Raw genomic sequence first — 26,457 nt, forward strand, 5'->3', positions numbered from 1 at the left:
ACGCATCAATCATCAGGTTGAGGCTTTCCTTTTGCCTCAGCATAGGAATTGAATTTCGCCGGTGGCTTGTATGGCTCAAACGACTCCACGGCCCACCTAGGAATCAATGATGACTGTTGATGACCAGCGCTCCGAAATCCCTTGCGCCAACCAGCTTCAAAGGCGTTGTACTCTGGCGAGTCATAGGGATATCGCTTCTCCATAGGGAATCCTGAGAGGAACGAGTTCTGTCCTTCCTGCTCTATTCGCATGAGATGTGCAATGCGTTCATCTTCTGTCATCTGCGAATTTTAATAAGCCAATCACAGAAGGTAAACAGAACATTAAGATGAACGGTAGTAGATGCATACCATTTTTTGATTGGATCTGGAACATCCAGAACCCTAACAGGAACAGAGCTCATTGACCCATCACGATTTGTTACAATGAGGCTTCTGAAGGTTCCCCAACCTAGTAATTCATTTGGATAAGTACAGGATCGAAGCATGGAATCTAATACATCACACTGGAAAAATGATTTGCTTCAGAGAAAGCAAGCTTCTATATTTTTGCAAAACATAATAGACACTCGAAACAAAAATAGCTTGGATAAAAACGCTATTTGCATGGCCATAGATGGCGATTGGGGCACAGGGAAATCTTTTTTTATTGACAAATGGAGTGAGACCCTTCGAGAAGATGGTCGATGCGTTATATTTTTCGACGCTTGGAAGAATGATTTATCTGATGATCCATTAATTGGTTTCATATCCCAAATAAACTCCGGACTCAAAGATTGGATTCGAAAAATAAAAGGTGAAGAAACAGTACCCGATAAAATTAAATCAAGAGCAACTCAAATTTTCACCAATGCAGCTCACGCTATTATCCCACTGGGAAAGGAATTTATTAAGCACAATGCGATGAAATATATTTCCAATGAAGGGACGCAAATATTTGCAAATATTTCAAGCAATAAAAATGCAGATGACTCGAATATTTTTGAATTAAAATCAGAACATATAGAAAAATATTTCGATGCAGCGTTAAAAACTCATGAAATGCAGCAAGCCTCTATTGAAACCCTCACTAGAGATTTGGAATATATAGCTGAAGGTTTATCTTTCATCGATATCAAACCACCAATTTATATATTCATAGATGAGCTTGATAGATGTAGACCGACATATGCAATTAAATTACTAGAGAGCATTAAGCATATATTTAATGCAAAAGGAATTTGCTTTATTCTTGCGACCAACATCAATCAACTGTCTCAATCCATAAAGGCTGTGTACGGTGGAAGTTTCGACGGTAGAGCATATCTGAAACGATTCATCGACTATGAGTACAAATTAAACTACCCAGACAATTTTTCATTCTGCGCTCACTTATTCTCTAAAAGCTTTCTATCAAATCATCCACGTTTGTTTAGCGGAATCACAGGCTCAGAATACCAAGACAAACCATCCGATGTTCTGGCGGATATTGCAAATATCTTCCAACTAGATTTAAGAAGCATCAATCAAATATTTGGGCAGGTTGAGGCAGCAATTGCATCGATTAGCGAACTTGAGGAAATCCACTGCCTCTACATCTTTGCACTTGCCGCGATCATGCACAAAAACCCTAAAATAATTGATGAGCTTTGCATGGGGAGCTTCAAAAGAATTCCAGATCTAGACACAATGATTAGTGGGAACGGGCGTGAGTTTATAGAAAGTTTCCGCACGAATCAAATTTCAAGAATTACCACAGAGACAACAACAATAAAAGATTTAATTGTTTTTTATCAATACATTTCGACTGATCTTGAGCAAAGCGATATAAATAGCATATTAAGTGAAGACTCACGGTATAGACGCCAGATCTTGCAGAGGGTTTACAATTCCAAGAGCGCTCACAAACTGATTAAAAGCTACCCAGCCTTATTGAGGATGGCCGGATCCTTAGAGTCCAATTAATCTCAAAAATTATTCTGTGCGTTATCAGCGATTTGCGGATCCGAATCCCTAAGTAAACAAATAGCTATGTTTGTTGCTTTAGAACATCCGAAACCGCCTGATTCAGCAGGCGCATGGTGCCTTCGATCTCCTTGTTGATGGCCTTGACCTGGTCTTTCTTGTCCGGCAAGTCGCTGGCCTGCACTTTGCGGCGAAGCTTCGTCAGCTCTGCCACACGCTTATCCGCCAGCTTCTCTACGCCAGCGGCCTTGGCCAGTGGCACATCCTTCAGCACCGCATCCACGTTTTCGCCTCGCTCAACCCGGGCCTTAGCTTCGGCCAGCGCGACGTTGATACGTTTAGCGTTGTCGTAGTAGGTGCCGCTCTGGCCGTTCATGCCGGTGGTGTTGCCGTAGACGCGGCCCGCCAAGAACCACTGGTGCGGTGCCAGCTCTTCCCCGGTGGCTGCGGCCGTGGCCGTGGCTCCCAGCTTGTTGGCTTCCCGCAGCACGCCGCCAAAAGCCTGCTCGACCAGGTACTGGATAGCCTCAGGCGTGGGGCTGATCGCGCCCTGCTCCCATTCGCTGCCGCCCGTGGCGGCATTGATACCTCTGGCCGCCCAGCGATATGGCAGAGCCGTAGCGTCCTTAACCCGGGCGTGGCCTGGCGTGGGGTGGTTGATGTCACGCACCTCCTTGAAGATGCTTTTGCCCATCCAGTCCTTGTTGGTGGCCAGCGCAATAGCAGGGTCCGCCCAGGTGGGGGTGAACATCTGCATCATGTTGTCCGACCCGCCAAATGGGTTGTAGGCGCTCAACGCGATGGCCGCCATGTCGCCCACATACTTTGCCCGGCTGACGGTGGGATCATTGTGGAAAGCAGCATCGACCATCTTGCGGCCCAGGTTGGGCAGCACATGGAAGCCCAGCGGCATGGGGATCGTCACGTATTGGGTGCGCGACAGCGGAATGATGACGTTGCGCTCCTTGACGAATTCGGGAATCTTCTTCCATTCATCGTCGGCACCATCCCCGCCTCCCATCATGAGTTGGCCCATCAGCGCCATCATCACGCCCAGGCCTACCCCGCCAAGCGCAATCTTGCGGCCGGCCGGGCCCGTCATGGTCTGCAGCAGCCGGGCATTGCCCTGGATCGCCGCATTCAGAAACGCATAGTGGCTGCCCAGCACACTGGTGACGCGCCCCTTGCGGTTGAAGTTCACCGTGATGTTCTTGGCCAGGCTCGCGGCCTCCTGCCTGCTCAGGCCGTTATCCAGCGCTACCTTGTAGGTTGCCAGGCGGGTGGTCATCTCCAGCGACTCATTGAAATCGGACAGCACACCCAAGGCGAAACTGGCACCCTTGGCTGCGGCACCTTGGGTGCCTTTGTGCAGCTCCTTTTGCAGAGCCTTCAACCGGTCCGCCGGATCGCTGTACAGCTCGCGGAAGCCGGTGGTACCGCCGTCCAGTTGGAACTGCTCCATGAGCTGGGCCCATGGCCCGGTGCCAACGCCCTCTTCCCTGCGCTCGCGCCGCAGCTCGGCCCATATCTTGCCGGTGTTCTTAGCGATGTTGGCCAACACGTCCTTCTGCTTGCCGGCCAGCTTAGTGTCGGACAGCTGCAGGCTGGCCCCCTGGAGGTCGCGGACGATATTGAAGACGGAAAACACTGGGTTGTACTGCGTGTTCACAGCTGCCATCCATCGCGTGGCGTGCCCCATGGTCCGGCTGAGCCAATCCAGCTCAGCAGCATCCATGTTCTTCACAGCCAGCGCCAAGCGGGCGGCGCGCTCATTGCGCTCGTTGAACACCAGGTACTTGTCTTTGCCGCCAACACGGAAGGTTATGACGTTGTCCTTGAGGCGCGCGGCCGGATCCGCCACCGTGCGCACCAAGCCGGTGTCTTGGTCGAGCATCTTCTTCTTCGGCAGATCCAGGCTCCACAGACTTGCATCTGGGTTCTGGGCCGCCAGCAGGTACAGGCGCTTGACCACGTTGTTTTTCTCTCCCCGCGTCAGCGCAGCCTCGCGCTGCATCACGATGTGAGACAGGATGTTGGTCACTTTCTCATTCGAGCCGGTGCGCTTTTTGGCCGCATCACCCTTGGTGCTGAAGCCCTGGCCAATAGGATGGGCCTTGCTGTCCGGGTTCGCCTCATCACGATGCAGGGGCACATAGTGCTGGTAGGCGTTGCGCCAGGCGTTGAGCGTCGCCTTATCCATCAGGCCATAGTCATCCAGCGTGCGCAGCGTGCCCTCGTTCATCTGGTCCACGCGCGCGCCCAGGTCCTCGATGGCTTTCTTGGCGTCACCGGTGTAGCTGGCCAGGATCTTGGCCGCTTCCTGATCGCTCATGCCTGACAGCGATAGGCGTTGGTCTTCGGAGCCGTTGAAGGCCTGTGCACCATCCCAATCAGCTTTTTCGATCAGCGCCTGACCCAGTGCCTTCTGGATTGCGACTGTGGCCAGGCCCTGCGCCTGCGCGCGCTGCAGCTGGTTTCGCAGATCGGTCACCGTTTGGTCCGCTGTAGCGCGCTTGGCCACCAGCTCCTGCTGGCTCGGGTTGCGCTCTGCCATCGCTTTATTGGCTTCGGCAGCATGCCGGGCATGCAGGTAGCGCTCAAACTCCTCGATGCCCACGCCGGCGTCGTTCATGGCCTTCATGAGCGGCCGCACCTCGTCGCGCAGGAAATTCGCCGCGCGCTTTGCAACACGCTTGTGGTACAGCTCTTCACCCCGGTAGGCATCGTTGGTTTCGGACACCGTGCCATTCAAGGCCTTGATCTGCTCCTGAATACGCTTGAGATCGATGAACTTGTCTTGCCAGTGGTAGAGCCAGGTATCCACCTTCGACGGATCCAGCAGGCTGCGGGCCTTGGCCTGTAGTTGGGCCAGCTTGCCGTTCCCGCCCGGCGGTGCACCAACAGGCGCTGGTGCCCGGCTGAATGCCGGCGCCGCACCAGCCTTCACCTGGCCAGAGGCTTCGGCCTTGCCGCGCACCACGAAATCACGCGCCGGCAGGATGAAGTAATGGATGATGTCCGCATCGGTCAGCTGCATTTTGGCCAGGGCCGGCACGTTCTTGCGCAGCCACTGGCGAACCGCGGCAATCGCGCGCTTCACGTAGCCCAGCTCAGGATGCGTTTGCGCCATCTCGGCCAGCACTTCTTCGGCAGCCATGGAGCGCTGCGCATGGTCGGCCATATCCAGGCCATACTCTGCAGCCTTCTTTTTCACCTGCGCTGCACGCTGGCTGGCCAGCTGCTGCAGGATCGGATCGAGCTGGGCACCAAATACGTGCTTCAACCCGTGGTGGCCCAGGGTTTCATGGAACAACACGCGCACCACGTCCATGGGGGTGCGCAGCTGGCTCGCCACCAGGTAGACCTTGCCCTTGTAGTAGAAGCCCTCCGGCACCCCCTCTGCGCCATCGCTACGCATGGCAGCGTCGTAGTCGCGCACGGCCTTGGGCACCTTGGCGTCTTGCATGTCGCTGATCACGATCACTTCAGGCGCATTGGCCCAGCCTTTGACAAACCCGTCTACCACCCGTTGCACGCGCGATGTGTCCTGCGCACTGGTAGCAGATTCGCCACGGCTCAACGCGGGCTCATCCGGGTCTCGTTTCCGAGATTCTGAATTCCGCTCTTCGGTTACTATCCCGTCTGTTCCCGGCTGGCTTTGCAGGGCTGTACTGGGCAATTGGAGCCCAGAGGCTTTTACGGCAGTTGGGGACTTCTGCTTTCCAGATTCATCGTCTTGCTGGATAGGTTTGGCTGCCGGCTCAGTAGCGGCGAATGGATTCGCTTTGAGATAGCCAGAAAAATTCTTTTCCGTTAAAATCTTGCGTGTTCCCGGTTTATTTTGCCAAGCACTGCTGGACAATTGGAGTCCAGACTGCTGCAAGATAGCTGGGAATTCTTTTTGGTTGACGTAATGCGCAAGGCCTTCACGAAGCCAACGTCCCACAGGTGGGGGGCTATCGTCCTTGTCATAGGCGTTCTGCAGCAGGTGAACCTGCATGCCGCCCTTCTGCGGCTCCACCACCATCAATACAGGCGCCCCATTGACCAACTGGGGCGCAATCATCACCAAGCGGCCTTGAACAGTGGCCGAATCAAACACCGCTGCAGGGTTGTCCAGCCACTGCGGAATCTTCTTCCACACCTCTGCAGTCATATTGGGATGCTTTGCCGCATTCACCTTGCTCTCGGCCAGACTCACTGGCCCGTCACCCATACCAAGGAACGCGAGCATGTCCGAACGGTCCAGCACACGCACACCCGTCCGCGAATCCTTCTGTGCCTGGCCTGAAAACAAGGCGTCAATGCGCGCCTCATACGCCTGTTGAGTTGACGCGCTGCGGCTGAACATCGGCGCCTGACCTTGCGCCGCAAGGGTGTCGGCGGCACGATCGCTGCCCGTCAGCCCGAAGTTTGCACGCTCTGCATCAGCTTCAGCTCGGCTGCTCTCTTCAGCATCCGCCTTGGATTTAGCTGTTACAGCCTGCTCCTCCGCTTCTTGGCGTGCTTTGAGTTCTTCTGCCGAATAGCTGGATAGCTCAAGCTCAGGCGCTACGGTGCCACTGCCGTCTTGGCCAGGTCCTTCAGCGCTTTGCCGATCTTGCTGTCCGCCGGGATCTTGGGCATTTTGCCCTTCGCTGCGTCGGCCAGCTTCAGCAACGCTTGGCCCTGCTCCACTTGATTCTTGTCCTGGTGCTGGCTGCCCTGCTTCATCAGCACGGCTGCCAGCAGGGTCGCTGCCAGGGGCGACTCGCTCGCCTTGCGCGGTTGGGGACTGGTCTTGTCGGGCTGAGATTGATTCATTTTGGGGTTGCGCGGGCGCCGCGCTCAAAGCGTTGAGAATTTCGGCAGGGCCGACCTGTTCACCAAACATATCACCGCCCACACTGGTTGCCAAGGCGGCAGCCATGTATTCGCGCAGCGATTCTGTCAGTCGTTCCCGGCCTGTGGCGCGGGTGAGGTAGTGGCCGGTATACAGCAGGCGCAGCATGCCGACAGTGAGAGGGTCCAGGACATCGCCCGTCACCATGTCCACCTGGTTGATCGCGTCATGGAGCGAGCCGCGCTCGCGCCGCGCCTTCTGCACCACACGGATCGCTTGCAGGAGGTTGGCCGTCACGTCCACTTCGGGATTGATGGCCCCGGCCTTGACCGAGCTGCGCAGGTTGGCCCATTCGCCGGCCACGTCCTTGAGCGCTTCGCCGATGGCACGAATGTCGTTATCGGTGGAGCCAAACAGGGATTCAACCAGGTCACCATCGCCGTAGGCCTTGTGCACCAGGCCGGCCTGCAGCCGGGTCACGCCGGCGGGCGAGAGCGCGCCATTGGCATCCATCATGCCGGCTACATCCTGGCCAGCGGCCTGCAGCTTGCCGATGAAGGCACGGGCAAAATCACGGTTGGCCGCGCTGTCGAGCGCGCCAGTGGCGAACGCATCGACCACCGAGTTATCCATCAGTGCGGCATCAGTGGCCGCCTGCTCGGAGGCGGAGAGCCCCAAAGCCTGGCTTTGGCTCTTGGCGCCCATGTTCGTGCGGTTGTCAGCCTCGCTGTACATGCGCACAAGCACAGGGGCTTTCATCCCCTCGATGACTGCCGGATCGATGCCGTGCATGTCGCTGTCGGCGATCAGCTCGCGCTTGTATCCTTCGGCCGTGCCCCGCTCATAGGCAGCGCGCAGGCCAGCCGTGCGGCCGTTGTTCAGTGCCTTGACGGTGCCAGGATGGGCAGAATCAAACAGCGGGTTGACGGCGCCGTCCGCAAAATTGGACGGCTGCACATCCGCCGCCTCCATGACCGCGTACTGGAATGGCACGCGCTGGCCGTCGCTCATCACCGCAGTGTCACCGCGCCCTGTAGCCACCGCCGCCTGCGCTTGGTCGCCCACTGCAAACACCATGGGCGCACCAGACTCTGGCGAGCGGGAGACGCCCAATCGCATGTAATCCGGGTTGGCGGCCATGCCCTGCATCTGGATAACAGAGGCCGGGCGACTGCGATCACGGTTCTGGATCTCTGCCTTGGGCTCGCCCGCTGCGCCGGTGCCTTCCGAATCTTGGCCAGCGCGGGTGATCTTGAGGGCATCCCACGATGCCTTCAGCTCGTTCCATCGAGGGGTGCCCTTCTTGAGCTCGGACACCCGCTCGCCCTGCTCCAGCACAAACTGCGGCCAGGTGCGCGCCGTCGATTCCTTGGCGGCAGAATCGACGCCGGCAGCTGGTGCTGCTGCAGTCCCATTTTCCGCTGCGGCCCGCGCTGAGCCTTGTTCTGTCCCTGGTGCTGCCGCCTCATCGACGGGCACACCAATGGCCTCGGCATCCATTTCTTGAGCGCGATCGACAGCAACTCGCTCGGCCAGTGCCTGGCGTTCTGCGTCCTGCGCAGGATTCAGACCCGTGGTGCTGGCTTCAAGCTCCAGTTCAGCCAGACGCGTTTCAGCCAGCTCGGCCGACATGGTTTCAGGTGCACCATCTGGATTCCGCGCTCGCGCAACATCCTCGGGCACGCCAGCGGGCGCAGGCTGCGATTGGCTATCAGGGTTGCCTGCCACCTGGCCTTCAGTCTGGGGCTGTGCAGGTGCTGGGCTGACCGGCGCAGTGCTGGCCGGCGTAGGCGCGGCCACATTCCCACCGGTATCTGCAGGTGCTGCAGGTGCTGCAGGTGCTGCTGGTGGTGCACCTGGTGCACCTGGTGCAGGGGCAGCATTGTCCACCTGCTTACCGGCGGCACGGTCGGCCAAGCGGTCCTTTACGCCCGACACCACTCCGCGACCAGCGCCGGGAGCAGATCCGCCCAGCGCGCCCAGCACAAAGTTTGCCGCCGAGTCCTCGCCTACCTCCTTGTTCCCGGTCACACTCTTGATGCCCAGATCAGACGCAATGCCTTCGCTCAGCTCCTGCGTTCCCTCCTCCAAGCCTGAAACCGCTGCGCCCGCTGCGGCACGTCCCACGACAGACTTGCCAGCTGCACGCGTGAGAAGCTTGTCAAAGCCGCCAGTCACAAGCTTGCCGGTGAATCGGTCACCCACAGAAGCAACAGCACCTTGCATGAGCGCGGCCGTGTCCTCAGCCCGTGCGCTTGTGATGGCCCGCGCTTCTTCCGGGCTGGCCCCGGCATCCACCATCCGCTTGTAAATCGGCGAGTGCTCTAGCAGTTGTTCATGGGTCTGCTTGGCTATGAAGTCCCGTGCATTGCCCACACCTTCGCCGGCGGCCATGGCGCCGCCCACTGCTCCAGCCACGCCGGGGCTACGCGTGATAATCGCCGTGGCCACCGTGGGAAGCATGCTGCCGAACACGTCGGCGCCCTGCATCACAATTCCACGTACCGATGGATCTTTGCCGAAGGCGATTTCACCCTTGAGCAAATTGCCCGTGATCTGGGAGTTGGCTACCGCATCCTGGGTCGCCAGGCTGGTTGTTTTGTTGATGTCCTCTTGGGTGTCCTTGCCCGCCTTGGCAATCGCACCCGCGAATGGAACCTTCACGTTCAGAGCCAAACGCTCTGCGCCGAGTTCGCGTTTGGCCTTGGCAACGTCATCCATGGGCCCATTGATTGCTTCGTCCGTGTCAATCCCGGGAATGAACACCCCTCCAGGCATAACCGAACTCGGCTCACCAGATGCGCCGCTACGAACGCCTGCGCGTGCCGATGACTGCACTGCCTCTGGAATGCTCGCAACGCCACTAACACCGGCGCCACTCATCCGCTTTGCAAAATCCCCCCCCACCTCTGCCAGTGTCGATAGCAGCCCCTTGCTTGGTTTTGCTACATCCGGCTTCTTCTCATCGAACTGGTCAAAGGGGTTGACTTCATCGAACTGATCAAACGGGTTTTTGGCCATACCTACTCCTAATCATGAAAGGAGGTTGGCAGGCTTGGGACGAGAGTAGTTCTTAGCTCTGATACATTAAGAAACCACCACTTAGAAATGCACATGAACAAGCCAAGCTACATCGCCCTCATTTTTTTGGCAGCTATTGCAGCTTGGCTTTTTCGTTACGACCTGGTGGCTGCAAGTGATAACAGTGTCGTTTATCGATTGGATAGATGGACCGGGTCCATTCTTGCGGCAGGTACCACGGGCACGCGGGAGCTAAAGCCCATCCCTCAGCCACCGGCCAATCCCTTTGATAAGTTCGACCCTAAATAGCTTACTTCAATGCTCTGGCTGCAGCACCTTCCCCGTATTTCCTATCGAAATTTGCTGCTTGATCCGGGTTCGCTTTGAGATATTCCAGAGCGCGAATAGGCACGCCCAGTGAAGTAGACGCGCGCCTTTGCTTGGAGTCTGTCCGATTGAACTCCTGCAAGGCACGGTCCTGACTTTTGAATTGGGGGTTATCGGCCCACCAGTCAATAAATTTCTGCTCCTTGGCTGCGTTCCTTTTGATCGACTCTTTACCCGAGAGCGGATCGCTCACCACCTCACCGAAAGACTTCTGGATCTCCACCGGGTTGTAGGTGTGCTTCTCGCCCTTGTCAGCCTGGCCTGGCAGCTCCATGACGCCGTAACGGATCGCATTCTTTTGCGCATCTGAGAGCTTGGGGTTTTGCTCCAGGGCCAACTGCACTCGCGCATCGGCACGCTGTTGCTTTTCCGATCGCTCACGCGAATCGTTCGATGCTGCCCGCCCAGCTGCTGCACCAGCGCGCGCATCTGCTCTGCGGCTCAGCTCCAGCTGCGCGTCGGCGCGCTTGTCGGCATGGTCGGCCCGTGCGTCCTGCTTTAGCTTGAGCTGGTTGCTAAATTCGTCCTGCGAGTATTGGTACAAGGCGGACGGGTTTTCCAAGGACTGCAGCATGGCCATGGCCTCGCGCTTGTCCTTGGCCTGCAGCGGCGACATCGGCTGCCCATCCACGCCGGTGCGCTGCATCACCAGGCCACCATCCTTGCCCGCCTCGATGCCGGTCACCTTGGCACCGCTCGGAACAAACCGGTTGTAAAAGTCCGCCACTGCGCCATAGTCGCCGCTCGACAGCGCGGCCATGGCCGGGCCCAGCGCTTGCTTGCGCTCTGCCCCATCCATCTGGATCTTGGTGTATGCGGATGCCAGGTTATCTTTAAAGGCCGATTGCGCCTCTTTCATGTGCCCGGCTGCGGCGTATTTAAAGGCACGCTGCTGATTCGCCTTCATGTAGTCGTCAGCCGTGGGAGCGCGCCTTTTCCCGTCCTCACCAACTAGGCCTGCCTCGAATTCCTGGCCCAGTTGGGTATCCAGCGCCTCCACCGCGTCCTCTTTTGCCCAGGTCTTCTGCTCGCGCGCCTGGCGGGCTGCTTGGTGGTCGCCTTCGCGCACCTCTCGTTTCATGCGCAGCGCAGCCATGGGGTCGCTCTTGCCGATCACATCGGCCATGGCCAGCATCTTGCTGTTGTCGACCTGGGCCTGCGACATGGTGCCGGCGGTACGCTTGCCCATGAAATCGGTGATGCCTTGCATGGCAAAGGACTTCGTGTCACCTGCATCATTGGTTGCGACATAGGAGTTTTTGGCCTGGTCAAAGTCCACCTTGTAGCCTTGGCCGGCCAGCTTTTCCAGCTCGGCGCCGGTATCTGCTGTGTAGCCGGTGGAGGTCTCTGGCTTGGCCTCGGCAATTTTTGCCAGTTCCCGACGCTGCTCCGCGTCCTCAAACTGCTTCTGCATGCCGCTGAAAATTGATTGCCCTTGCGCGAAACCGCGCCCAAATGCATCGCCTAATGCCATGATTCGCACTCCTTCAATTCACTGTCCAATTCCTGCAGGCGCTTGCTCAGCTCTGCTCGTATTTGCTGCAGGCTGACCTGGTACTGCGGCACCTTCTCCGGGTGAAGCTGCTTTAGGTACTGCGCTTTGCCGTCATCCCACCAGGCGCTGCAGTGCAGACACTCGGGCGCGCTGATGGCTTTGAAATGTTCATACACCGGGCTCATGGGCGCGCCGACCTCCTGCAGGTAGTCGAAGACCTGGGCATGACTCCAGTTCAGCAGCGGCAGCAGCACGTCGTAATGCTCGGTGGCACCATTGGCAGGCACCTTTCCTGTATCGGCCAGCTTGGTGCCACGGATCACAAGATCCACGCCATCGGCTAGCATGCGGTCGTGCATGGGCTTCATCAGGTTGTGCCAGCAGCAATCGAACCGCCCCACCAGCTGGGTGTCGGTCATGGCGTACTGCTGGCCCATCCAGGTGGACTGCGCTGTGGTCACATCGGAGGGCGTGCCGTTGACGTGCTTCCAGGCCAACACATCAGCCTCAATCACGCGGAAATCTGGCACCCACTGGCGCACCTGCTCCACCACTGCCAGCGTCTCCGGGATGGTGTCGCCCGTGTGCGTCCAGTAAACCGGCAGGCCGGCAAGCACCCACGGCTTGAGGAGGTAGACGCATGCCAGCGAGTCCTTGCCGCCGGAGAATTGCAGCGCGCAGCGTCTGCCAGACAAAAGGGCATCCACTTGGATCACATCGAGTGCATCGGGTCCAGTGGTCATATTGCGATTGCCGCAGACATGCCTACGCCCAGCAGCGTGCCCGTAGTTGCACCGGAGGAGGCCTGTGACTGTTGGTAGGCGTTGGACTGCTGGCCCCACATGTTGGCTGCGCTGTTGCCAGCATTTCCCGCCATACCGGCGGCCTGGCCGTAGCCGGAGTTCAAGCCCGCCAATCCGGTGTTTGCCACTGATTGGCCCATGCCTCCATAGCCTGCCGTGGCGGCCGTGGTCTGCATCCCCATTGCCGGGTAACCGGCCAGCGCATTCGACGCACGATCGGTCAGCATTTGGCCTTCCTGTCGCGCGGCCGTGCGAGCGCCGTTCTTGGCAGAGGCGGAAGCAAGTGCCGTGGTGGCTGACAGCGCATTCGACATCGACCCGTATTTGCCATCGGCCGGGTTCACGCCCATGCGCGCCATCTCGGCCGCCTGGGTGCGCTGCGCGCTGGTGTATGCCTGGGACACGTCGGCCGCTGCCTGGCCTGCGAGCTCTTCGCGTTTCGCTTCCGTGTTGAAGGTCTTCGCGTCCTGAATCATCGTGTCTTGCAGGCCGGTCAGCTGGTCGCGCCGGCCGATTGCATATTCACGGTCGGCCTGCGACTGCTCCCAGGACTGGCGCGCGGTGTCCAGAGCGAACTGAGTCTGCTCCTTCTGGACGGGCGCCATGTCGTTGGTGTTCTGGATGATCTGCCGGATCATGTCATCCTGAACTCCGAGGTTTCTAACCTGGGCCTCGACCAGGCGCGGGTCAGGCGCCGGCGTGGAGGTGCCGCCCTCAAAGGTCATCCCGCCCGGGCGCGGGCGAAACGCATGCTCGGGGAGCATGTCCCATTCAGTTTTGTGCCAGCGCGACATGGTTTCGTCTCCAAAGGGTGCAGATCACCACATCCCCGTTGGGCGTGGCCTGCTTCAAAGTTGCTTCTTCCACCGCGCCAAGCCGGCGCGCCAGATTCCGAAGTCGGTGGTTCGAGGCCTCCACATATCCGCGCACGGCCTGCACCTTGCAGACCTTAAAGGGATAGGCGAGAAAGGCGCGCAGGAAAGTGCGAGGGAGATGGCCGTCATCAATGGCCACATGGGCCCAGACGCTGACGCCGTTGTGTTGCTCAAACACTGCCCCGGCCACAAGCTCCCCATCACGGGACCAGCCAATACCAACCCCGCTCTCCAGGCGCAGAAGGCCTGGCATGCGGGATTTCAGATAGTCATAGACCTGATCGGCTTCAAACACCAACATGCAGGGAGGGTGTCAGGCTTGGCACGACTCGCCCAACAAAAAGCCAGCATATGAGGGCATAGTTGCTTCCAGCGCGTCGGGAGCGGCTGCCTCAGTAGAACTACAGAGGGGGTGCGTTCTGCTGCCTCACCAAAGGGCTTTTTCACGTCCGCTTAGCTGATGATGTCCAGCTCCTGGACACCATCCCCCCTCCCAGCAGCCCGCAGACGCGGGCTTTTTTGCGTTTTGTGTTTGTGATTCCGGGATATCCCTATCACTAGTTTCAGTGATAGACAATTCGCAACAATCTGTTTACATTTATAGTTTTATAGAAAATTGTGATCCTCATCGCCTGGCCTGTCCAAGGGCCCTTGCCTTCAAACAGTTCAAAGCCTTGAATCTTCACCTTGAAGGATGTGTTCATCCGCTTCAATTTGGAGCTCAACTCTCAGGAGAAAAAATGAAAGTTAAGACTCTTTTGGCTACTGCCGGATTAGTTTTCTCAGTCCAGTCTTGGGCAATTGATACTACTGCCTGGACGTGCAGCAACCTGATTGGATGTGGAACTTCAACGGCCGACGGTGTAGTCACCGATGCTCCTGTAGCAGGCACTACTGGCTATGCATGGGTGAGTACTCAAATAAATGCCGATGGCTCTAGCCCTGATGATTTTGACTTGACCAAGTTGCCCACCGGCGTTCCGAACACAGAAGTCAGGAACGGCGCAACATATACTTCCCCACTCTTTGCAGTTCCTGCAGCCAACGCTCCCGTTAGCTTTCAATTCAACTATGTCACTAGTGACGGGGCAGGTTTTTCTGATTTCGCTTGGGCAAGGCTTCTAGACGCATCTGGTAATGAAGTTGCGCTTCTTTTCACGGCTCGGACAGACCCAGTGGAATCCGTAGTGCCAGGAAACGGAATGCCACCACACCAAGCAACACTCACTCCACCAAGTGTGCCAATTATTGCAGGCGCTCCGACTTGGACTCCATTGGGGACTGCAGGCGGCGGCACTGGTACATGCTACAACACCGGCTGTGGCTACTCGGGCTGGATTGAAGCTACATACAATGTTCCTGCGGCAGGATCCTACCGACTTGAAATCGGAGTGGTCAATTGGTCTGACAATGCTCAGCAGTCCGGTTTGGCGGTTGACGGTCTTCTGGTTGCTGGTCAGCTACCCTCAAGCTTGGCTCTGACGAATCCCGGAACATTGCCAGCCTTTACTCAGCCTGTGTACTCTGGATCAGTTGCTAACCCCGGCACATCAACCACTGTTGACTTAGTTGTAACTGGTCCAAATGGGTACGTCGAAAACATTCAGGCCACTCTGAATCCCGACAATACCTACACTACTCAAGGTGCAGGATTGCCTGCGGGACAGTACTCTGTAACCGCAACACTCACAGGAACGAGTAGCACTCAGACGCAAGAATTTACGGTTACGGCTCTCCCTGTAACGCCTCCCGTCATCAACGATGCAAGCTTCAGCACCCAGGTAAATAAGCCAGTTACTGGGAACGCGGGCGATGGCGGACAAGTCCCCCCTGACTCTGTCTTTGAGGTATTGACCCCACCCACTCAAGGTCAGTTATCCATCGATCCATCCACTGGCGCGTTTACATACACACCGATTGCGAATTTCACGGGCACAGCTACAGCTACAGTTCGCGTCTGCTTGCCAACTCCAAACAGCACAGTGTGTGACGATGCAGTACTTACATTTAACGTGCAAGGCAATGGAAATGGGTCTTCTCCAACCCCTGTCCCCGCCCTCGGCGGTGTTGGTCTACTACTGCTCTCGGGGCTGGTTGCTGGGTCCATGGGCTTCATGCGCCGGCGCAAATCGATCTGATCGCGGGCCCTCTTCGGAGGGCTTTTTTCCGCCTATGCATTCCCTATCGCAGCTGAATGCGGCACAGCCTATGATGTTCAACATGCAGGATGCACCTCAAACCGAAACACCCCTGGATGAGCTGTTGCCCCTCGGGGTGAAAGCCCTCCTTCAGAAGAATGGGGTTCACACAGTGGAGGACGTGCGCAAGGCCTACCCCCACACCCTCCTAAAATTTCGGGGCATAGGTATGTCCAAGTTCAGACAGATTGAGGCGGCGTTTTTCCCAGGCAAGAAGTTTGAGCCGGCCAGAGTGCTCTCACCGATACGTCACGTCAAAGGATCTTCTCTGAATGGCGTACTCTCTCCTGCAATCGTGCGAATTTTGGCGCGTGGTGGGATTACGACTGTTGATCAGCTCAAAGCTGCACAGCCGGCTGACCTACTAAAGATCGAACGGCTGGGCGTTGGGATGCTTCGGGAGATCGAGATCGTGTTCTTTCCAGGTCAGCACTATGAAGTGCCACGCGGCAGGCGCCCGGCGCCGACGCTACCGGATAGCGCTGGCAACCTGCTAACGGACATTTGAGTTCTCCTCCGCCGACATCTATGATGATTGCCATGCAGGATGATCCCTCACCTCCAGCTGAGTTGCCCCTGGACAAGATACTTCCACTGCGCCTCAAGAACCTCCTTGAAAGTAACGGGATCTACACAGTAGAGGCAGCGTTCAGGGCCTACCCAGATCAGTTGCTCAAGCTGCCAGGCATGGGCATAAGCAAGTTCAGGCAACTGGAGCGGATTCTGTTTCCTGGTGAGACCTTCACGCCACGTCGGGTGCCCCCTCCAATTCCATATGCGCAGGGATCGTCCCTAAACGGCATGCTGTTGCCTGGCACTGTACAAGCCCTCGCTCGGGGCGGTATCACGACCGTCGCGCAACTGCGTGCAGCTAGCCGGAAGAATCTCCTCGCCATAAAAGCTTTGGGGCCGACAAAGCTTCGGGAGATTGATAGATTGTTATTGCTGGGCAAGTCGGCCACTACAGTACGGGACGACTTGCCGATCCGCCATATCAAGGGCTCCTCTCTCAATGGCTCCCTATCCCCAGCCGTTGTGCGAGCCTTGGCCCGCGGTGGGATCACGACGCTTGAGCAGCTGCTTGCCGCGGAGCGGAAGAAACTGATGAACATCAGGGGTCTGGGTGCACTCAAGCTGAGGGAGATTGAGAGCGTGTACTTTCCGGAGCTTTCTTAGTCCATCACTCCGTCAGCTGGCTAACTGTAAGTCGACGTAAGAAAGACCTGATAGGATCTTGTTCGCCCTCGCCCAGCTAATTGCATCTGAAAAAATTATGCTTGGGTTGCTGTGCAATTAATTTCATCATGATCAATATTTAAGCACACACAACTCGAGAAATTGAATTCTATAATCGGGAGTACAAAAAATTGCCTTCTATCTCCATCAAAGAGCTATCATTTAGCGAAAACAAATTTCGCAAGTTGAAATCCATTTCCATTCCGATTGCGAACAGAATTACAATTATTGCAGGACATAATGGAATAGGAAAATCGACAATTTTAGCACTCCTGGCGCACCCATCAGGATTAACCTCTAGAAAGTATAAATCTTACTTTGGCAAAACATATCAAGCCAATTTCAATCAAATAATTCATATCGATTTTATCGATGATTTCCAGAGCAAACTTGGCCCCCCAAAAACACTTTCAGAACCCAGCGTAACGTACACAATTAACAAAACTGATTCGCTAACTAAAGCGTGCAGACTCGGACCAAGAGATAAGACGGAAGCACGAATTGTTGCTCGCACAATTAAACCTTCAACAAAGAGCTTCACCAGCTCGGATAAATCAATTACAGTAGGTCCTGCACAGAAAGTGCCGTTGCCTACTATATACCTAGGCATGACCCGCCTCCTTCCCTTAGGGGAAGCAGAAGAAGGTAGCGCCTCTAGTGCAGCACTTAATGCGCATCCAGATGATAGCAAATTAATATCCGAATTCATAAACAATGTAATTCCAGGAAGCAATACAACTCCTGCTAATGTTACCATTCAGAAGATAAGCAACACTGGAAAAATATCGGGACAACCCAAGCATGCTTTTGATGCGCGATGCGTTTCAGTTGGCCAAGATAGTTTGGGTAGTATTGCACTTGCCTTAGCATCCTTTCAGAAATTAAAAAGAGAATGGGATAATTACCCTGGAGGATTACTTATAATTGATGAAATTGATTCAGGCCTTCACCCGCACGCTATAGGATCTTTGGCGCGGCATCTTAAAAAACTGGCTCGAAATTTAGGATTACAGATCATAGCCACAACGCACTCACCACGACTAATAGAGGCGATTCATCCTGAATCCGAGCCACACAACAAGAATCCGCTTGACGCCATCATTTACATTCGCGATACCGCGAGTCCAAAATTATTAAAGTCACCTACTTTATCCCAGATCATTAACGACATGAATTTAATTCCACCCGGAGTTAAATTAATTGCCCCACCTAATTTAAAAGTATATTTTGAAGATGATGAGGCAAAATCAATATTTTCTGCAATAGCCACAAATGAATACATTGATAACCTAGGCGCCGAATTAGGAATTTCCATTCAACCTCTCCCGTTAGGTCTTGGGTGCGGCAATTTATCGAGCCTTTCCGCGCATGACAGCTACTTTAAATCAGTAGTTATAATTCTTGATGCTGATTCCAAAGTAGATGCCAACAACCCGTTGCACGCAAATATCGCCCTTCTTCCTGGCGATTCATACTCTGCCCCTCTGATTGGAAACGAAAATAAGGATATCGTAGACAAGCCACTTGCGCCAGAGAGAAGTCTTCTGCAGTTCATTTTGAATATAATAAATTTACCGGATGAAAATGAGTCGACTTTAGAAAACCTAGGACTCATTGATGTTACCACCGATCAATTAAAAGAGCATCTTCTCGATGGAGAGACGACAATTCTTTCAAAACGGGAGCAGACAAAGAAATGGTGGAAAGAGAAATACGAGCTCATATCAAAATGGGGGCTAATAAGTGAATGGGTGAAGCGACGCCCCGATGAAGCAGAGAAATTCAGAGCTGACTTCGAGAAGGCTATAGCCGCAGCGATCCCTCACTTGAAGGCTGGCCAAGCTAACCCATAACGTATAGAATCGTCTCCATGTTTTCCAAGAGACTCTACACCCCGTTGCGCTACCCTGGCGGGAAGGCACAGTTCGCTCCCCTCATCAGTAAGGTGATGGAAAACAATGGGTTAGCAGGGGGGCACTATTTAGAGCCGTTCGCCGGAGGTGCAGGCGTAGCGCTGGATCTACTCTTCCATGGCGTTGCCTCTCACATCCACATCAATGACCTTGATACCGCCATCTACGACTTCTGGGTCGGCGTTACGCAACAACCAGAGTCTTTGTTGAAATTGCTGAGAGACACCCCTGTCACGATGGAGCAATGGCTCTATTGGCGATCGGTATTGAGAGGCGAAATAGAGGTGGGCCAGGTTGAGCGAGGCTTTGCCACGTTGTTTATGAATCGTACCAATCGCTCCGGGGTGCTCAAAGGCGGAGTTATAGGGGGGCTCCAACAGGTAGGAGTCTACAAATTGGATGCGCGTTTTAAGAAGGATGTGTTGACCAAGCGAATTGAGAAAATTGCCAGTCACGCCGATGCTATTTCTGTGTATAACGTAGATGCATTGACGTTGCTGAAAGGTATATCGACGTTTCTTCCAAAGAATTCTCTAATCTACCTCGATCCACCTTATTACGTCAAAGGTCAAGGTTTGTATAGAAATTTCTACGATCACGATGACCACGTTGCGATAGCTGAGATTCTATTAACCTCTAAATTTAGAGTTCCGTGGATCGTGTCATACGACAATGTGGAGCAAATTAGAGAAATGTATTCAGCATCAAAAACATACACTTACGGCTTAAACTATTCTGCTCAAAGACGCTACGTAGGTTCTGAGGTTATGTTTTTTAAAACGTCATTAGATATTGAATGTATATCGCCGGACGCCTATGGCCTCATGGCCGCGTGATCTAAGTAAGTCTCACGTAGTTACGCATTTCGTGAAAAGTTTGTTAGCCACCTCCGGGTGGCTTTTCTTTTGCCTGGTTGCAGAGTCTCCATCAGGATCACCCGACATTGACAGAGTCTTGTTCAACGATGTGACACTAGTTGACATCAATCAACGAAAAGATATCGATATATTTGTTATATTTATCTAACTTCTCTGGAGGGAGGAGTACTTCGGGTATATGTCCCACAGCCCGCCTTGTGCGGGCATTTTTTTGCTTCACATTGCATGAGCAACGCGTGCGAGACTCACGACCAACGAGAAGTGGTCTAAGATGGATCCACTGCTTTTATGCCGAAGTCGTGCGCACCCTCCTCCCTCCCTCATAACACTTGCACGCTTGCCTGGTGGACCAGGATCGGCCTTTTCTTTCCAACGTTCGCCACCCGGTCGGGTGGCTCTTTTTTTGCCTGTCACAACGCCGGAGGCCCTTATGACTAGACCAGACCCACACATCGAGAGCTTCCGCCTACAGGCTGAACGCATGGACCAGCTCGGCATCCCTTGTGACCCAGACGCTGCTATGGCGCTTTTGGCTGTGTTTATGAGTGAGATAGAGGGGACCATCTCAGAAGAAGAGATGTTCTCGCTGGCAGAGATCGGCGGCCATCTGTACCGTGAGGGGCTCCGGCGGAAGATAACTTTCGGCATCAAATGACACTTTGGGCGCACGAGTACCAAATAAGCCTGCAAACTCAATTGATCTGTGCTAACCTGAATTTCTGATCAGGGCATGCTTGCCCTCTGATTCGTCAAAACGTTGAGCCTTCAAGCCTCGACAACACCACCTTAGGCAAGCTCTCTGTGCCTCAGCTGCTTCCTAAGGTCGGCTCCCCTCTTTTTCATTTTCCTCTCGCGCTGCGTGAAGGACTTGAGATCGATCTCTCAAGATAGTTTCCTGTATTTTCCAAGCAACGGCCTGTAAAGGCCGATCCCAATGCGTGCTCCTAGAGCCTGCCTACCCATTCAATTTAAAGGCTTACGGCTATGCAAAAAGCACCATGGACCGATTTCGGCGGTCATGAGATATTGGAGGGTGACGTGCTAAGACACCCCTCTGGAGAAACAGGGCGAGTCGTCTATGACCTGTCACAGATGGACGAACTTGATCAATGGCGAGTTGAATACTCAGACGGTGTTGCAGAGAGGCTCTGTGACCAGATAGGGGTCAAGGGTCAAGCCGAGGTTGTCCGAAGCACTGATTGAAACTAACGCTTCACCCAACTACCTCCAGGCCGTCTCTGCTCGTTGTTGCCACAAGCGAGAAGGCCCCGCTGGTGCGAGGCCCAGGCTGGGTGGGTAGGTCAGCTACCAACGTGAGAGGGTAGCTGTTAATAAAGCTAGGCAGCTAGATCTTGAGAGGGCACAGTTGCCTGCTTCACATAGATCTCAAAGGGGCCGACGGTTAGGCGGTCTCCTTGAAAGAGCACCCGCCGCCTGATCCTTACACCGTTCATGAATATTCCATTGGAGCTCTGGTGATCTTCTACCACCAACACGCCAGAACGTAATAAAAACGCTCCGTGGTCTCTGCTCACCGTTGGATCATCAAGGCAAATCTCGCTGTCTGTATACCGCCCAAAGGTGGTGAAGCCCTCTTGCAGCGTGTACGAACGAAGCATCATTGATGCCTCATGAGTCACAACAATTTCTGGGAACATTTCGATGTCAATGGAAAATAACTAACAAAGAAACCAGATGATCTATGAGATCTTGAGGATTTTCAATGCTAATGACCTATCCTTATCGATAGCTTAAACGCAAGAATGAACACTCTTGGCGGAGCGCATTATCACCGAACTCTAAGGACCCGCCCGGCACCTCGACGGCTCTCTTCGCATTTGCGCTACCATCCCACCATGCGCCCAACCCTAGCCGCTCTAGCCCTGCTCCGGGCCTCACCACCCATTGCCGCGAACTACGACAACTGACGTGGCACTTGCGTACCTCGGGAACTCGACGGTTCTCATGGCATCTGTGCCATCACCCTTCTCTAGCCATCTCATCTCAAACGGGTGTTATAGGCCAGCTGATTTCTAACGGATCCGGTTGCATAGTGATGTCGCGTAGCGCCGTTCTGTATTCAAGCCAGGCCTGCCGCTCCTCCTGAGGGGTCGGAGCATCCGGCAAGATCCGCCAATCGCAGGCGGCCAGTAGCTTGTCACGCTTGTAGCGGACTTTTTCCCACTCGGACGCAATGTCGATAGCTGGGCAAACCCAGCAGCACCGGCCAACGTGCCATCGATGCGTCATCGATGGGGCATCGGTAGGCACGAAGTTCTGGGGCGTGCCCAGCCGCAGGCGTGCGCCATGCTGCGCCCGGTAAAACTTCAGCTCGGCATCATGGTTGTAATGGCCGGAAGCCACCATATAGCCCTCATCATCGACCACGTAATAGGACTTCATCTTTTGGCTCCTGTCATGAATCCACTGAGGCTGCCAACGCTGCAGCCCGTTTCACCGGAGAACTGCAGAGTGACGGTGTGCAGGCCGGGGCCCATGGGTGAGGAATATCCATGGCAAACCGTTGTATAGGCAAGGTCAATGGCATGCTCTGACATCAGCACGCCGTCCACCCAAAGGCGCGTGCCAGCTGTGCGCCACCCTGCACCGTAGGAAACATAGCCGGTCACCAGAATGGTCACAACACCGGCCAAATCAAGGTTGATGGCCATCGTGAGCACATCCCGCCAACTTCCCCAACCCACTCCCGCAATGGGACCGCGCACCATCGCTGCTGTGGGAACCGTTACCGCATTGCCTCCGATCTCCAATGTGCCAATGGCTGCGGACCCGATATAGGCTCGCGTGATGGCCGCCACATCCATGAAGTTGGCAATGTTCCCGGAGCCCATCTTATTGAGCCGGTTTACGAAGTCCCAGGTGTTCATGGTGGTGCCATCAGGCAGTTTCACCGTATTGCCAATGACGGCGCCGGGGGCGGTGGCCAGGGGTCCCAAGCCTTCGACCTGAGTAGCCTTCAGGTTGCGCAGCCAGGTGGCGTCCAGCCCATTGGCATCCAAAATGATCCTGCCACTGTTGTCCCGAACAGTGAGGCCATTGGTATTCACCTTGCGCGCGGCCACTGTGCCGTCTACCAGCAGATCGCCATTGAACACGGCTGCAGGTATGGTCCACGATGAGCCCATCCAGTGTCGGGTTTGGGTGAAGCTCCCACTGGTGATGGTCACCGCATCGCCGATCACCAGATGGTTGTTGTTGGGTGCGCTGCCGCTATTGCCCAGGCTGGCCCATACGGCCTGCCGTGCGGTGGCATCACTCCAGTTGGAGCCGCTGGCCGACAACATCACGGAGCCGCGCATGCCGTCGCTGAGCTTGCGCCCGGTGCCGTCAACCCGCATGTTTCCCTTGAGATATACATTCCGCTGAAAGTAAATTCCCTCGGTATCCGTACCAAAAACCAGATCCTCAGGGCGCGGTGTTTTCAGCATACCCCCTGAGTAATTGGATGGAACAATTGCGAAGGCTTCGGCCATGATGATGAATGCACTGGAGGTTTTGCCGTTCACCTCCTCGGCCGCGAGACCATAGCCCGCCAGCGCCCCGCCCGCCTGCACCTTCATGGTGTACTGCGCTCGCAGGCCTTCCGTGTAATCGGCAATTACCGTCATCTCCTGCTCCAGGCTGGCACGGCCAGGGCGGCCGTCCTGGTAGTAGTTGCCCAGGGAGGCCTGCAGCTGAAAGATGTTAGTGGCCACCGCACGCTGTCCGTCCGACCAGGCCGCCTGCATCTGGCGCACGCCGGCGGCGGCCTGGCCCAAACTGGCCGTCGTCTCGCGCACAAACATGGCCAGGCTGCGCTGGTTGTTCTGGATGATGGTTTCGACTTCCTGGATCGCCGCCCCACGCTTGGCCGCCTCATCGGCGATATTGCGCAGCAGTACCTCCCGCATCTCTTCGGCCAGGTGGTCGAAGCGCGTCGGGTCATCCAGTGTTTTCATCAAGCTCTTGAACAGCTTGGAATCGAGTATGGACTGCGCAAAGCGCTCGATCGCCACCATGGCCGATAGGCCGCCGCCCAGATCAATCACCGCCTCGCCGGGCCCGGCCACCTTCTCTTCTTTCAGTATGGTGATGGCTTCCGAGCCCGTGAATTCCTTCAGCTCGCGCAGGGTGACAGCGCGCTCCATCTCATTCCCGCGCTCACCGCTGCGCACCTGCAGATGCTCGGTCACAGCACTGACCCAGTTGCTCAGGCCTTTGTCGGCCAGGCTCAGTCGAGGCAGCGCCGGCAGCTTGGCAGGCCCAGTATCTCGTTTCACGCGGTTGTTCATATGGCCTTCAGTTCATCGCTGGTTGAGCACAGCACCACCGTGGTTGCACGGGCCGCGCCCTCGACTTCCACCTGGTGCTCAAGCCAGCGGCCGGGCGGCAGGCGCTGCGGCTGCAGGTTGGTGAAGGTGGCCGTGTGTCGCAGCTCTCCATCACCCCAAAGCCTCAAGGTGATCGGATTGGCCTGCGTCTGATCCCCGTAGACCTTGGCCCAGGCCAGAATGGACTGCGCGCCCTGGGTGGCTACGCCCGTCTTCCAGCGGCCCACGCGCAGGGCCATTCCGGTGTAGCACTCCATCAGATCGGTGCCGCTGGCCACGTACATCAGGTCATTGAACTTGTCGACCCATGCGGCCGTGCCAGCCAGGTCAACATGGCCCAGCTTCCAACCATCCTTGAGGCTGAAGGCCAAGCAGCCGCCTCCGCTGCCCCTGTAGAACAGGTAGTAAACGCCTTCGTGCTCGACCGCGAACATGCTGGCGGGCTGGAGTGCCTGCCACTCGTCGCGGTTGATGAGGGTGCGTGTCACAACCTCCACCCCGCCCTGGCCGGCCAGGCACAGCCCATCGGGTGACGCATAGAGCACGCCACCCTGCACTCCCACAATGGAGCGGCGCGCGCTGCAGGACTGGTTGCTATCCAGCTTGATGGCCGTCATGCTGGCCGAATGTGCGCCAGTGATCAGATACGGTTTGCCGGTGGTGCCCACAAAAAGGGTTTGGTCAAAAACGCCAAAACCCACCACCGGGTATTCAGTGGTGATCTGGTAATCCACCGGCCAGGCATAGGGCACATAGGGTTCGCAGAACGCCACAGTGTTGTCGATGAAGCCGGCCATGATGCCGTTGGGCATGCCGACAAGACCGCGCAGGAAGGGATTCACGCCCGATGTGGGCTTGTTCTCACTGTCGTACTGGGTATCCATGCGGTACGGCGGCGCCGTCCAGGTGAACTGGGGCTGCAAGCTGTCCAGCTCCTCGCTGGCCTTGTCGTCAAGGAACTGGCCCACGCCAACATCCAGCTCCGCCACCAGCTGCCAGGCCGCAGCAGTGGTCGACGTGTTGCTGCGGTAGATCCGCCACAGCTTCACATTGCGCGCCGCCAAGGCCTCGCCGGTCATGGCCCCGGGCCGCGTGATGGTCACTGTGTCATTGGCGTCCACCTCAACCATGTCGGTGATGGGCGATGGCTCTGACTCCTCACCCCAATCGGTCACAAAGGCCACCACATAGAAGCGCGAGTCCACCACGCGCTCCACCAGGCCATCCCCCAGGATGCCGGATACGCCGCCTTGGCCGGTGAGCATGTCGCCCACCACCGCAGTGCCATCGATCAAGGCAGTGAACTGGTTGCCCAGCTGGGTGCCAATGCTGGCCACGATGGTGGCTGCCTTCTGCTGGATCTCGACCATGCGCGCGTTCAGGCTGTCAGCCTGAGATTTCCCATTGCTTTCGGCATTCGCATATTGCTCCAGCGCTTCGTTGTACCGATCCATGGCTGCGCGGTACTCGATCCATTCTGGGTTCTCGGTTGAAAGCTGCGAATCTCCTCCACCCGAAGTGATCCATTGAGGTGAGGTAGGAGTTTTGGGCCTGACCGGTGCAGATGCGGGCACATCCCAGGACTTCGTCAGGGCCAGCGCGGCAAACTCCTTCACCAATGCGTCCAGCTCGTCACGCAGCTTCGTCGCCGAAGCCTTCGGCGCCACGTAGCCCTTGATCGCGTCGACAAGCTTGCCGGCCTGAGCCGCCGTGAATACGGCCTCTCCGGAGCGATCCCCAGAAGTGTCCGGGAACTGGTGCAGTACCAGCGCCTGCTCAAGCTCCTCCCATCGGAACGGGTAGGCATAGGGTGCGGCCGACACCGGGAGGGCCCAGCCGCCCGCATGGCTCAAAGCACCCAGCTTCGTGGTGTTCATGCCAGTTTTGCTGGCCCGCTCAGCGGTGACCACTGCATAAAGCATGGAAGGATTGCTACCGGGTATGCCAGCTGGCAGCGTCAAGCCGTGGTTTTGGCTGACACCCGCATAGGACTTGCCATCATCTCCCCAGCGCACCTTGAGGGCATTGCCTTCGTGCGGAATCACGGTGGCCAGGATGTCAGCAAGAATGGCATCCGCGAAATCGCCATACATCCAGTTGTCAGCCTCCTCGGGCGTGAACTCGTCCACCACCTGCGCCGCGATCACCGGCTTAACTGGGCGGACCACCCCAAGCAGCCGGTCATTCCCGCGCGTGTCGATGGCGCGCGGCCGGGCGCTGCCATCGTTCGTCGTCTGGTAGGTGCGCTCAGTGGCTTCGTCGTTGATCTGCCCTTTGACAAACGACAGCTCCTGCGCATAGGAGCGGATAGCAGCATTGGGGTCTTGGACGACCTCGCCGCTGGCATTGCGGTGGAATCGGTGCAGGCTCAGCGCACCCTGCACACAGGCTGAATGCCGGCGGTCCGTGCGCAGCGGCCGAAACTCATTGCTCGGCAAGAACAGATTGAAATTGGCCCGGGCGTAATTTGCGCCCAGGGCTCGGTCAGAGACGCTGGGCGCTTCCCCAGCAAAGGCGGACAGCTTGTATGTCGTCATGCCCCCATGCTTGCAGGC

18 protein-coding genes are annotated in these 26,457 nt (G+C 56.2%); 8 read left to right on the forward strand and 10 right to left on the reverse strand.

What is annotated here, in order from left to right; all coding sequences use genetic code 11:
• Positions 1-5: 5 nt before the first annotated feature.
• Positions 6-281, reverse strand: a complete 276-nt coding sequence (locus MJ205_RS08670) for a hypothetical protein (RefSeq protein ID WP_239812076.1) — start codon at positions 279-281, stop codon at positions 6-8.
• Between the two features lie 204 nt (positions 282-485).
• Between MJ205_RS08670 and MJ205_RS08675 the strand changes: the two genes are divergently transcribed.
• A complete protein-coding gene (locus MJ205_RS08675; protein ID WP_239812077.1) occupies positions 486-1,943 on the forward strand; it encodes a KAP family P-loop NTPase fold protein in 1,458 nt (485 codons plus the stop codon).
• 64 nt (positions 1,944-2,007) lie between these two features.
• On the opposite strand, the gene MJ205_RS08680 is transcribed toward MJ205_RS08675, so the two are convergent.
• Positions 2,008-9,786, reverse strand: a complete 7,779-nt coding sequence (locus tag MJ205_RS08680; RefSeq protein ID WP_239812078.1) for an LPD38 domain-containing protein — start codon at positions 9,784-9,786, stop codon at positions 2,008-2,010.
• Between the two features lie 93 nt (positions 9,787-9,879).
• Between MJ205_RS08680 and MJ205_RS08685 the strand changes: the two genes are divergently transcribed.
• On the forward strand, positions 9,880-10,095 hold the full coding sequence (locus MJ205_RS08685; protein ID WP_239812079.1) for a hypothetical protein: 216 nt from the start codon (positions 9,880-9,882) through the stop codon (positions 10,093-10,095).
• A gap of 1 nt (position 10,096) precedes the next feature.
• On the opposite strand, the gene MJ205_RS08690 is transcribed toward MJ205_RS08685, so the two are convergent.
• Genes MJ205_RS08690 through MJ205_RS08705 form a run of 4 tightly spaced genes read right to left on the reverse strand, consistent with a single transcriptional unit; the run spans position 10,097 to position 13,647 of the window.
• On the reverse strand, positions 10,097-11,647 hold the full coding sequence (locus MJ205_RS08690; RefSeq protein ID WP_239812080.1) for a hypothetical protein: 1,551 nt from the start codon (positions 11,645-11,647) through the stop codon (positions 10,097-10,099).
• The gene (locus tag MJ205_RS08695; protein WP_239812081.1) at positions 11,638-12,384 is read right to left on the reverse strand and encodes a phosphoadenosine phosphosulfate reductase family protein; all 747 of its coding nucleotides are present in this window, start codon (positions 12,382-12,384) and stop codon (positions 11,638-11,640) included. Before MJ205_RS08695 ends, MJ205_RS08690 begins: the two co-directional genes overlap by 10 nt.
• Before the next feature lie 23 nt (positions 12,385-12,407).
• Positions 12,408-13,265, reverse strand: coding sequence for a hypothetical protein (locus MJ205_RS08700; RefSeq protein ID WP_239812082.1), 858 nt, complete (start codon positions 13,263-13,265; stop codon positions 12,408-12,410).
• Positions 13,243-13,647: a GNAT family N-acetyltransferase gene (locus tag MJ205_RS08705; RefSeq protein WP_239812083.1), complete on the reverse strand. Its 405-nt coding sequence runs from the start codon at positions 13,645-13,647 to the stop codon at positions 13,243-13,245. Before MJ205_RS08705 ends, MJ205_RS08700 begins: the two co-directional genes overlap by 23 nt.
• A 373-nt stretch (positions 13,648-14,020) precedes the next feature.
• Between MJ205_RS08705 and MJ205_RS08710 the strand changes: the two genes are divergently transcribed.
• The 6 genes from MJ205_RS08710 (at position 14,021) to MJ205_RS08735 (ending at position 20,226) form a co-directional block, all read left to right on the forward strand.
• A complete protein-coding gene (locus MJ205_RS08710; RefSeq protein WP_239812084.1) occupies positions 14,021-15,484 on the forward strand; it encodes an NF038132 family protein in 1,464 nt (487 codons plus the stop codon).
• A 70-nt stretch (positions 15,485-15,554) separates the two neighbouring features.
• Entirely contained in the window at positions 15,555-16,052 is a 498-nt protein-coding gene (locus tag MJ205_RS08715; RefSeq protein WP_239812085.1) for a helix-hairpin-helix domain-containing protein, read from the forward strand.
• A 20-nt stretch (positions 16,053-16,072) separates the two neighbouring features.
• Positions 16,073-16,720, forward strand: coding sequence for a helix-hairpin-helix domain-containing protein (locus MJ205_RS08720; protein ID WP_239812086.1), 648 nt, complete (start codon positions 16,073-16,075; stop codon positions 16,718-16,720).
• A gap of 191 nt (positions 16,721-16,911) precedes the next feature.
• Positions 16,912-18,633 (forward strand): ATP-dependent nuclease, encoded by a 1,722-nt coding sequence (locus tag MJ205_RS08725; protein WP_239812087.1) that lies wholly within the window; start codon positions 16,912-16,914, stop codon positions 18,631-18,633.
• Positions 18,634-18,650: 17 nt separating this feature from the next.
• Positions 18,651-19,529, forward strand: coding sequence for a DNA adenine methylase (locus MJ205_RS08730; RefSeq protein ID WP_239812088.1), 879 nt, complete (start codon positions 18,651-18,653; stop codon positions 19,527-19,529).
• Between the two features lie 523 nt (positions 19,530-20,052).
• A complete protein-coding gene (locus MJ205_RS08735; protein ID WP_239812089.1) occupies positions 20,053-20,226 on the forward strand; it encodes a hypothetical protein in 174 nt (57 codons plus the stop codon).
• Between the two features lie 682 nt (positions 20,227-20,908).
• Here the strand turns inward: MJ205_RS08735 and MJ205_RS08740 are convergent.
• From MJ205_RS08740 to MJ205_RS08755, 4 genes are all read right to left on the reverse strand, one after another.
• Positions 20,909-21,229, reverse strand: a complete 321-nt coding sequence (locus tag MJ205_RS08740; RefSeq protein WP_239812090.1) for an FHA domain-containing protein — start codon at positions 21,227-21,229, stop codon at positions 20,909-20,911.
• Between the two features lie 346 nt (positions 21,230-21,575).
• Positions 21,576-21,974, reverse strand: coding sequence for a tail fiber assembly protein (locus tag MJ205_RS08745; protein ID WP_239812091.1), 399 nt, complete (start codon positions 21,972-21,974; stop codon positions 21,576-21,578).
• Positions 21,971-23,863 (reverse strand): phage tail tip fiber protein, encoded by a 1,893-nt coding sequence (locus tag MJ205_RS08750; RefSeq protein ID WP_239812092.1) that lies wholly within the window; start codon positions 23,861-23,863, stop codon positions 21,971-21,973. Before MJ205_RS08750 ends, MJ205_RS08745 begins: the two co-directional genes overlap by 4 nt.
• Positions 23,860-26,439: a hypothetical protein gene (locus MJ205_RS08755; protein WP_239812093.1), complete on the reverse strand. Its 2,580-nt coding sequence runs from the start codon at positions 26,437-26,439 to the stop codon at positions 23,860-23,862. The genes MJ205_RS08750 and MJ205_RS08755 overlap by 4 nt, the downstream gene beginning before the upstream one ends.
• Positions 26,440-26,457: the final 18 nt, after the last annotated feature.

Origin of the sequence: Comamonas sp. B21-038 (genome assembly GCF_022387135.1) — a bacterium.
GTDB lineage: Bacteria > Pseudomonadota > Gammaproteobacteria > Burkholderiales > Burkholderiaceae_C > Comamonas > Comamonas sediminis.

What these genes read in the sequence shown, in the direction of transcription:
- MJ205_RS08670 (WP_239812076.1), bottom strand. Translation starts at nt 281, where the DNA reads ATGACAGAAGATGAACGCATTGCACATCTCATGCGAATAGAGCAGGAA.
- MJ205_RS08675 (WP_239812077.1), top strand. Translation starts at nt 486, where the DNA reads ATGGAATCTAATACATCACACTGGAAAAATGATTTGCTTCAGAGAAAG.
- MJ205_RS08680 (WP_239812078.1), bottom strand. Translation starts at nt 9,786, where the DNA reads ATGGCCAAAAACCCGTTTGATCAGTTCGATGAAGTCAACCCCTTTGAC.
- MJ205_RS08685 (WP_239812079.1), top strand. Translation starts at nt 9,880, where the DNA reads ATGAACAAGCCAAGCTACATCGCCCTCATTTTTTTGGCAGCTATTGCA.
- MJ205_RS08690 (WP_239812080.1), bottom strand. Translation starts at nt 11,647, where the DNA reads ATGGCATTAGGCGATGCATTTGGGCGCGGTTTCGCGCAAGGGCAATCA.
- MJ205_RS08700 (WP_239812082.1), bottom strand. Translation starts at nt 13,265, where the DNA reads ATGTCGCGCTGGCACAAAACTGAATGGGACATGCTCCCCGAGCATGCG.
- MJ205_RS08705 (WP_239812083.1), bottom strand. Translation starts at nt 13,647, where the DNA reads ATGTTGGTGTTTGAAGCCGATCAGGTCTATGACTATCTGAAATCCCGC.
- MJ205_RS08715 (WP_239812085.1), top strand. Translation starts at nt 15,555, where the DNA reads ATGATGTTCAACATGCAGGATGCACCTCAAACCGAAACACCCCTGGAT.
- MJ205_RS08720 (WP_239812086.1), top strand. Translation starts at nt 16,073, where the DNA reads ATGATGATTGCCATGCAGGATGATCCCTCACCTCCAGCTGAGTTGCCC.
- MJ205_RS08730 (WP_239812088.1), top strand. Translation starts at nt 18,651, where the DNA reads ATGTTTTCCAAGAGACTCTACACCCCGTTGCGCTACCCTGGCGGGAAG.
- MJ205_RS08735 (WP_239812089.1), top strand. Translation starts at nt 20,053, where the DNA reads ATGGACCAGCTCGGCATCCCTTGTGACCCAGACGCTGCTATGGCGCTT.
- MJ205_RS08740 (WP_239812090.1), bottom strand. Translation starts at nt 21,229, where the DNA reads ATGTTCCCAGAAATTGTTGTGACTCATGAGGCATCAATGATGCTTCGT.
- MJ205_RS08745 (WP_239812091.1), bottom strand. Translation starts at nt 21,974, where the DNA reads ATGAAGTCCTATTACGTGGTCGATGATGAGGGCTATATGGTGGCTTCC.
- MJ205_RS08750 (WP_239812092.1), bottom strand. Translation starts at nt 23,863, where the DNA reads ATGAACAACCGCGTGAAACGAGATACTGGGCCTGCCAAGCTGCCGGCG.
- MJ205_RS08755 (WP_239812093.1), bottom strand. Translation starts at nt 26,439, where the DNA reads ATGACGACATACAAGCTGTCCGCCTTTGCTGGGGAAGCGCCCAGCGTC.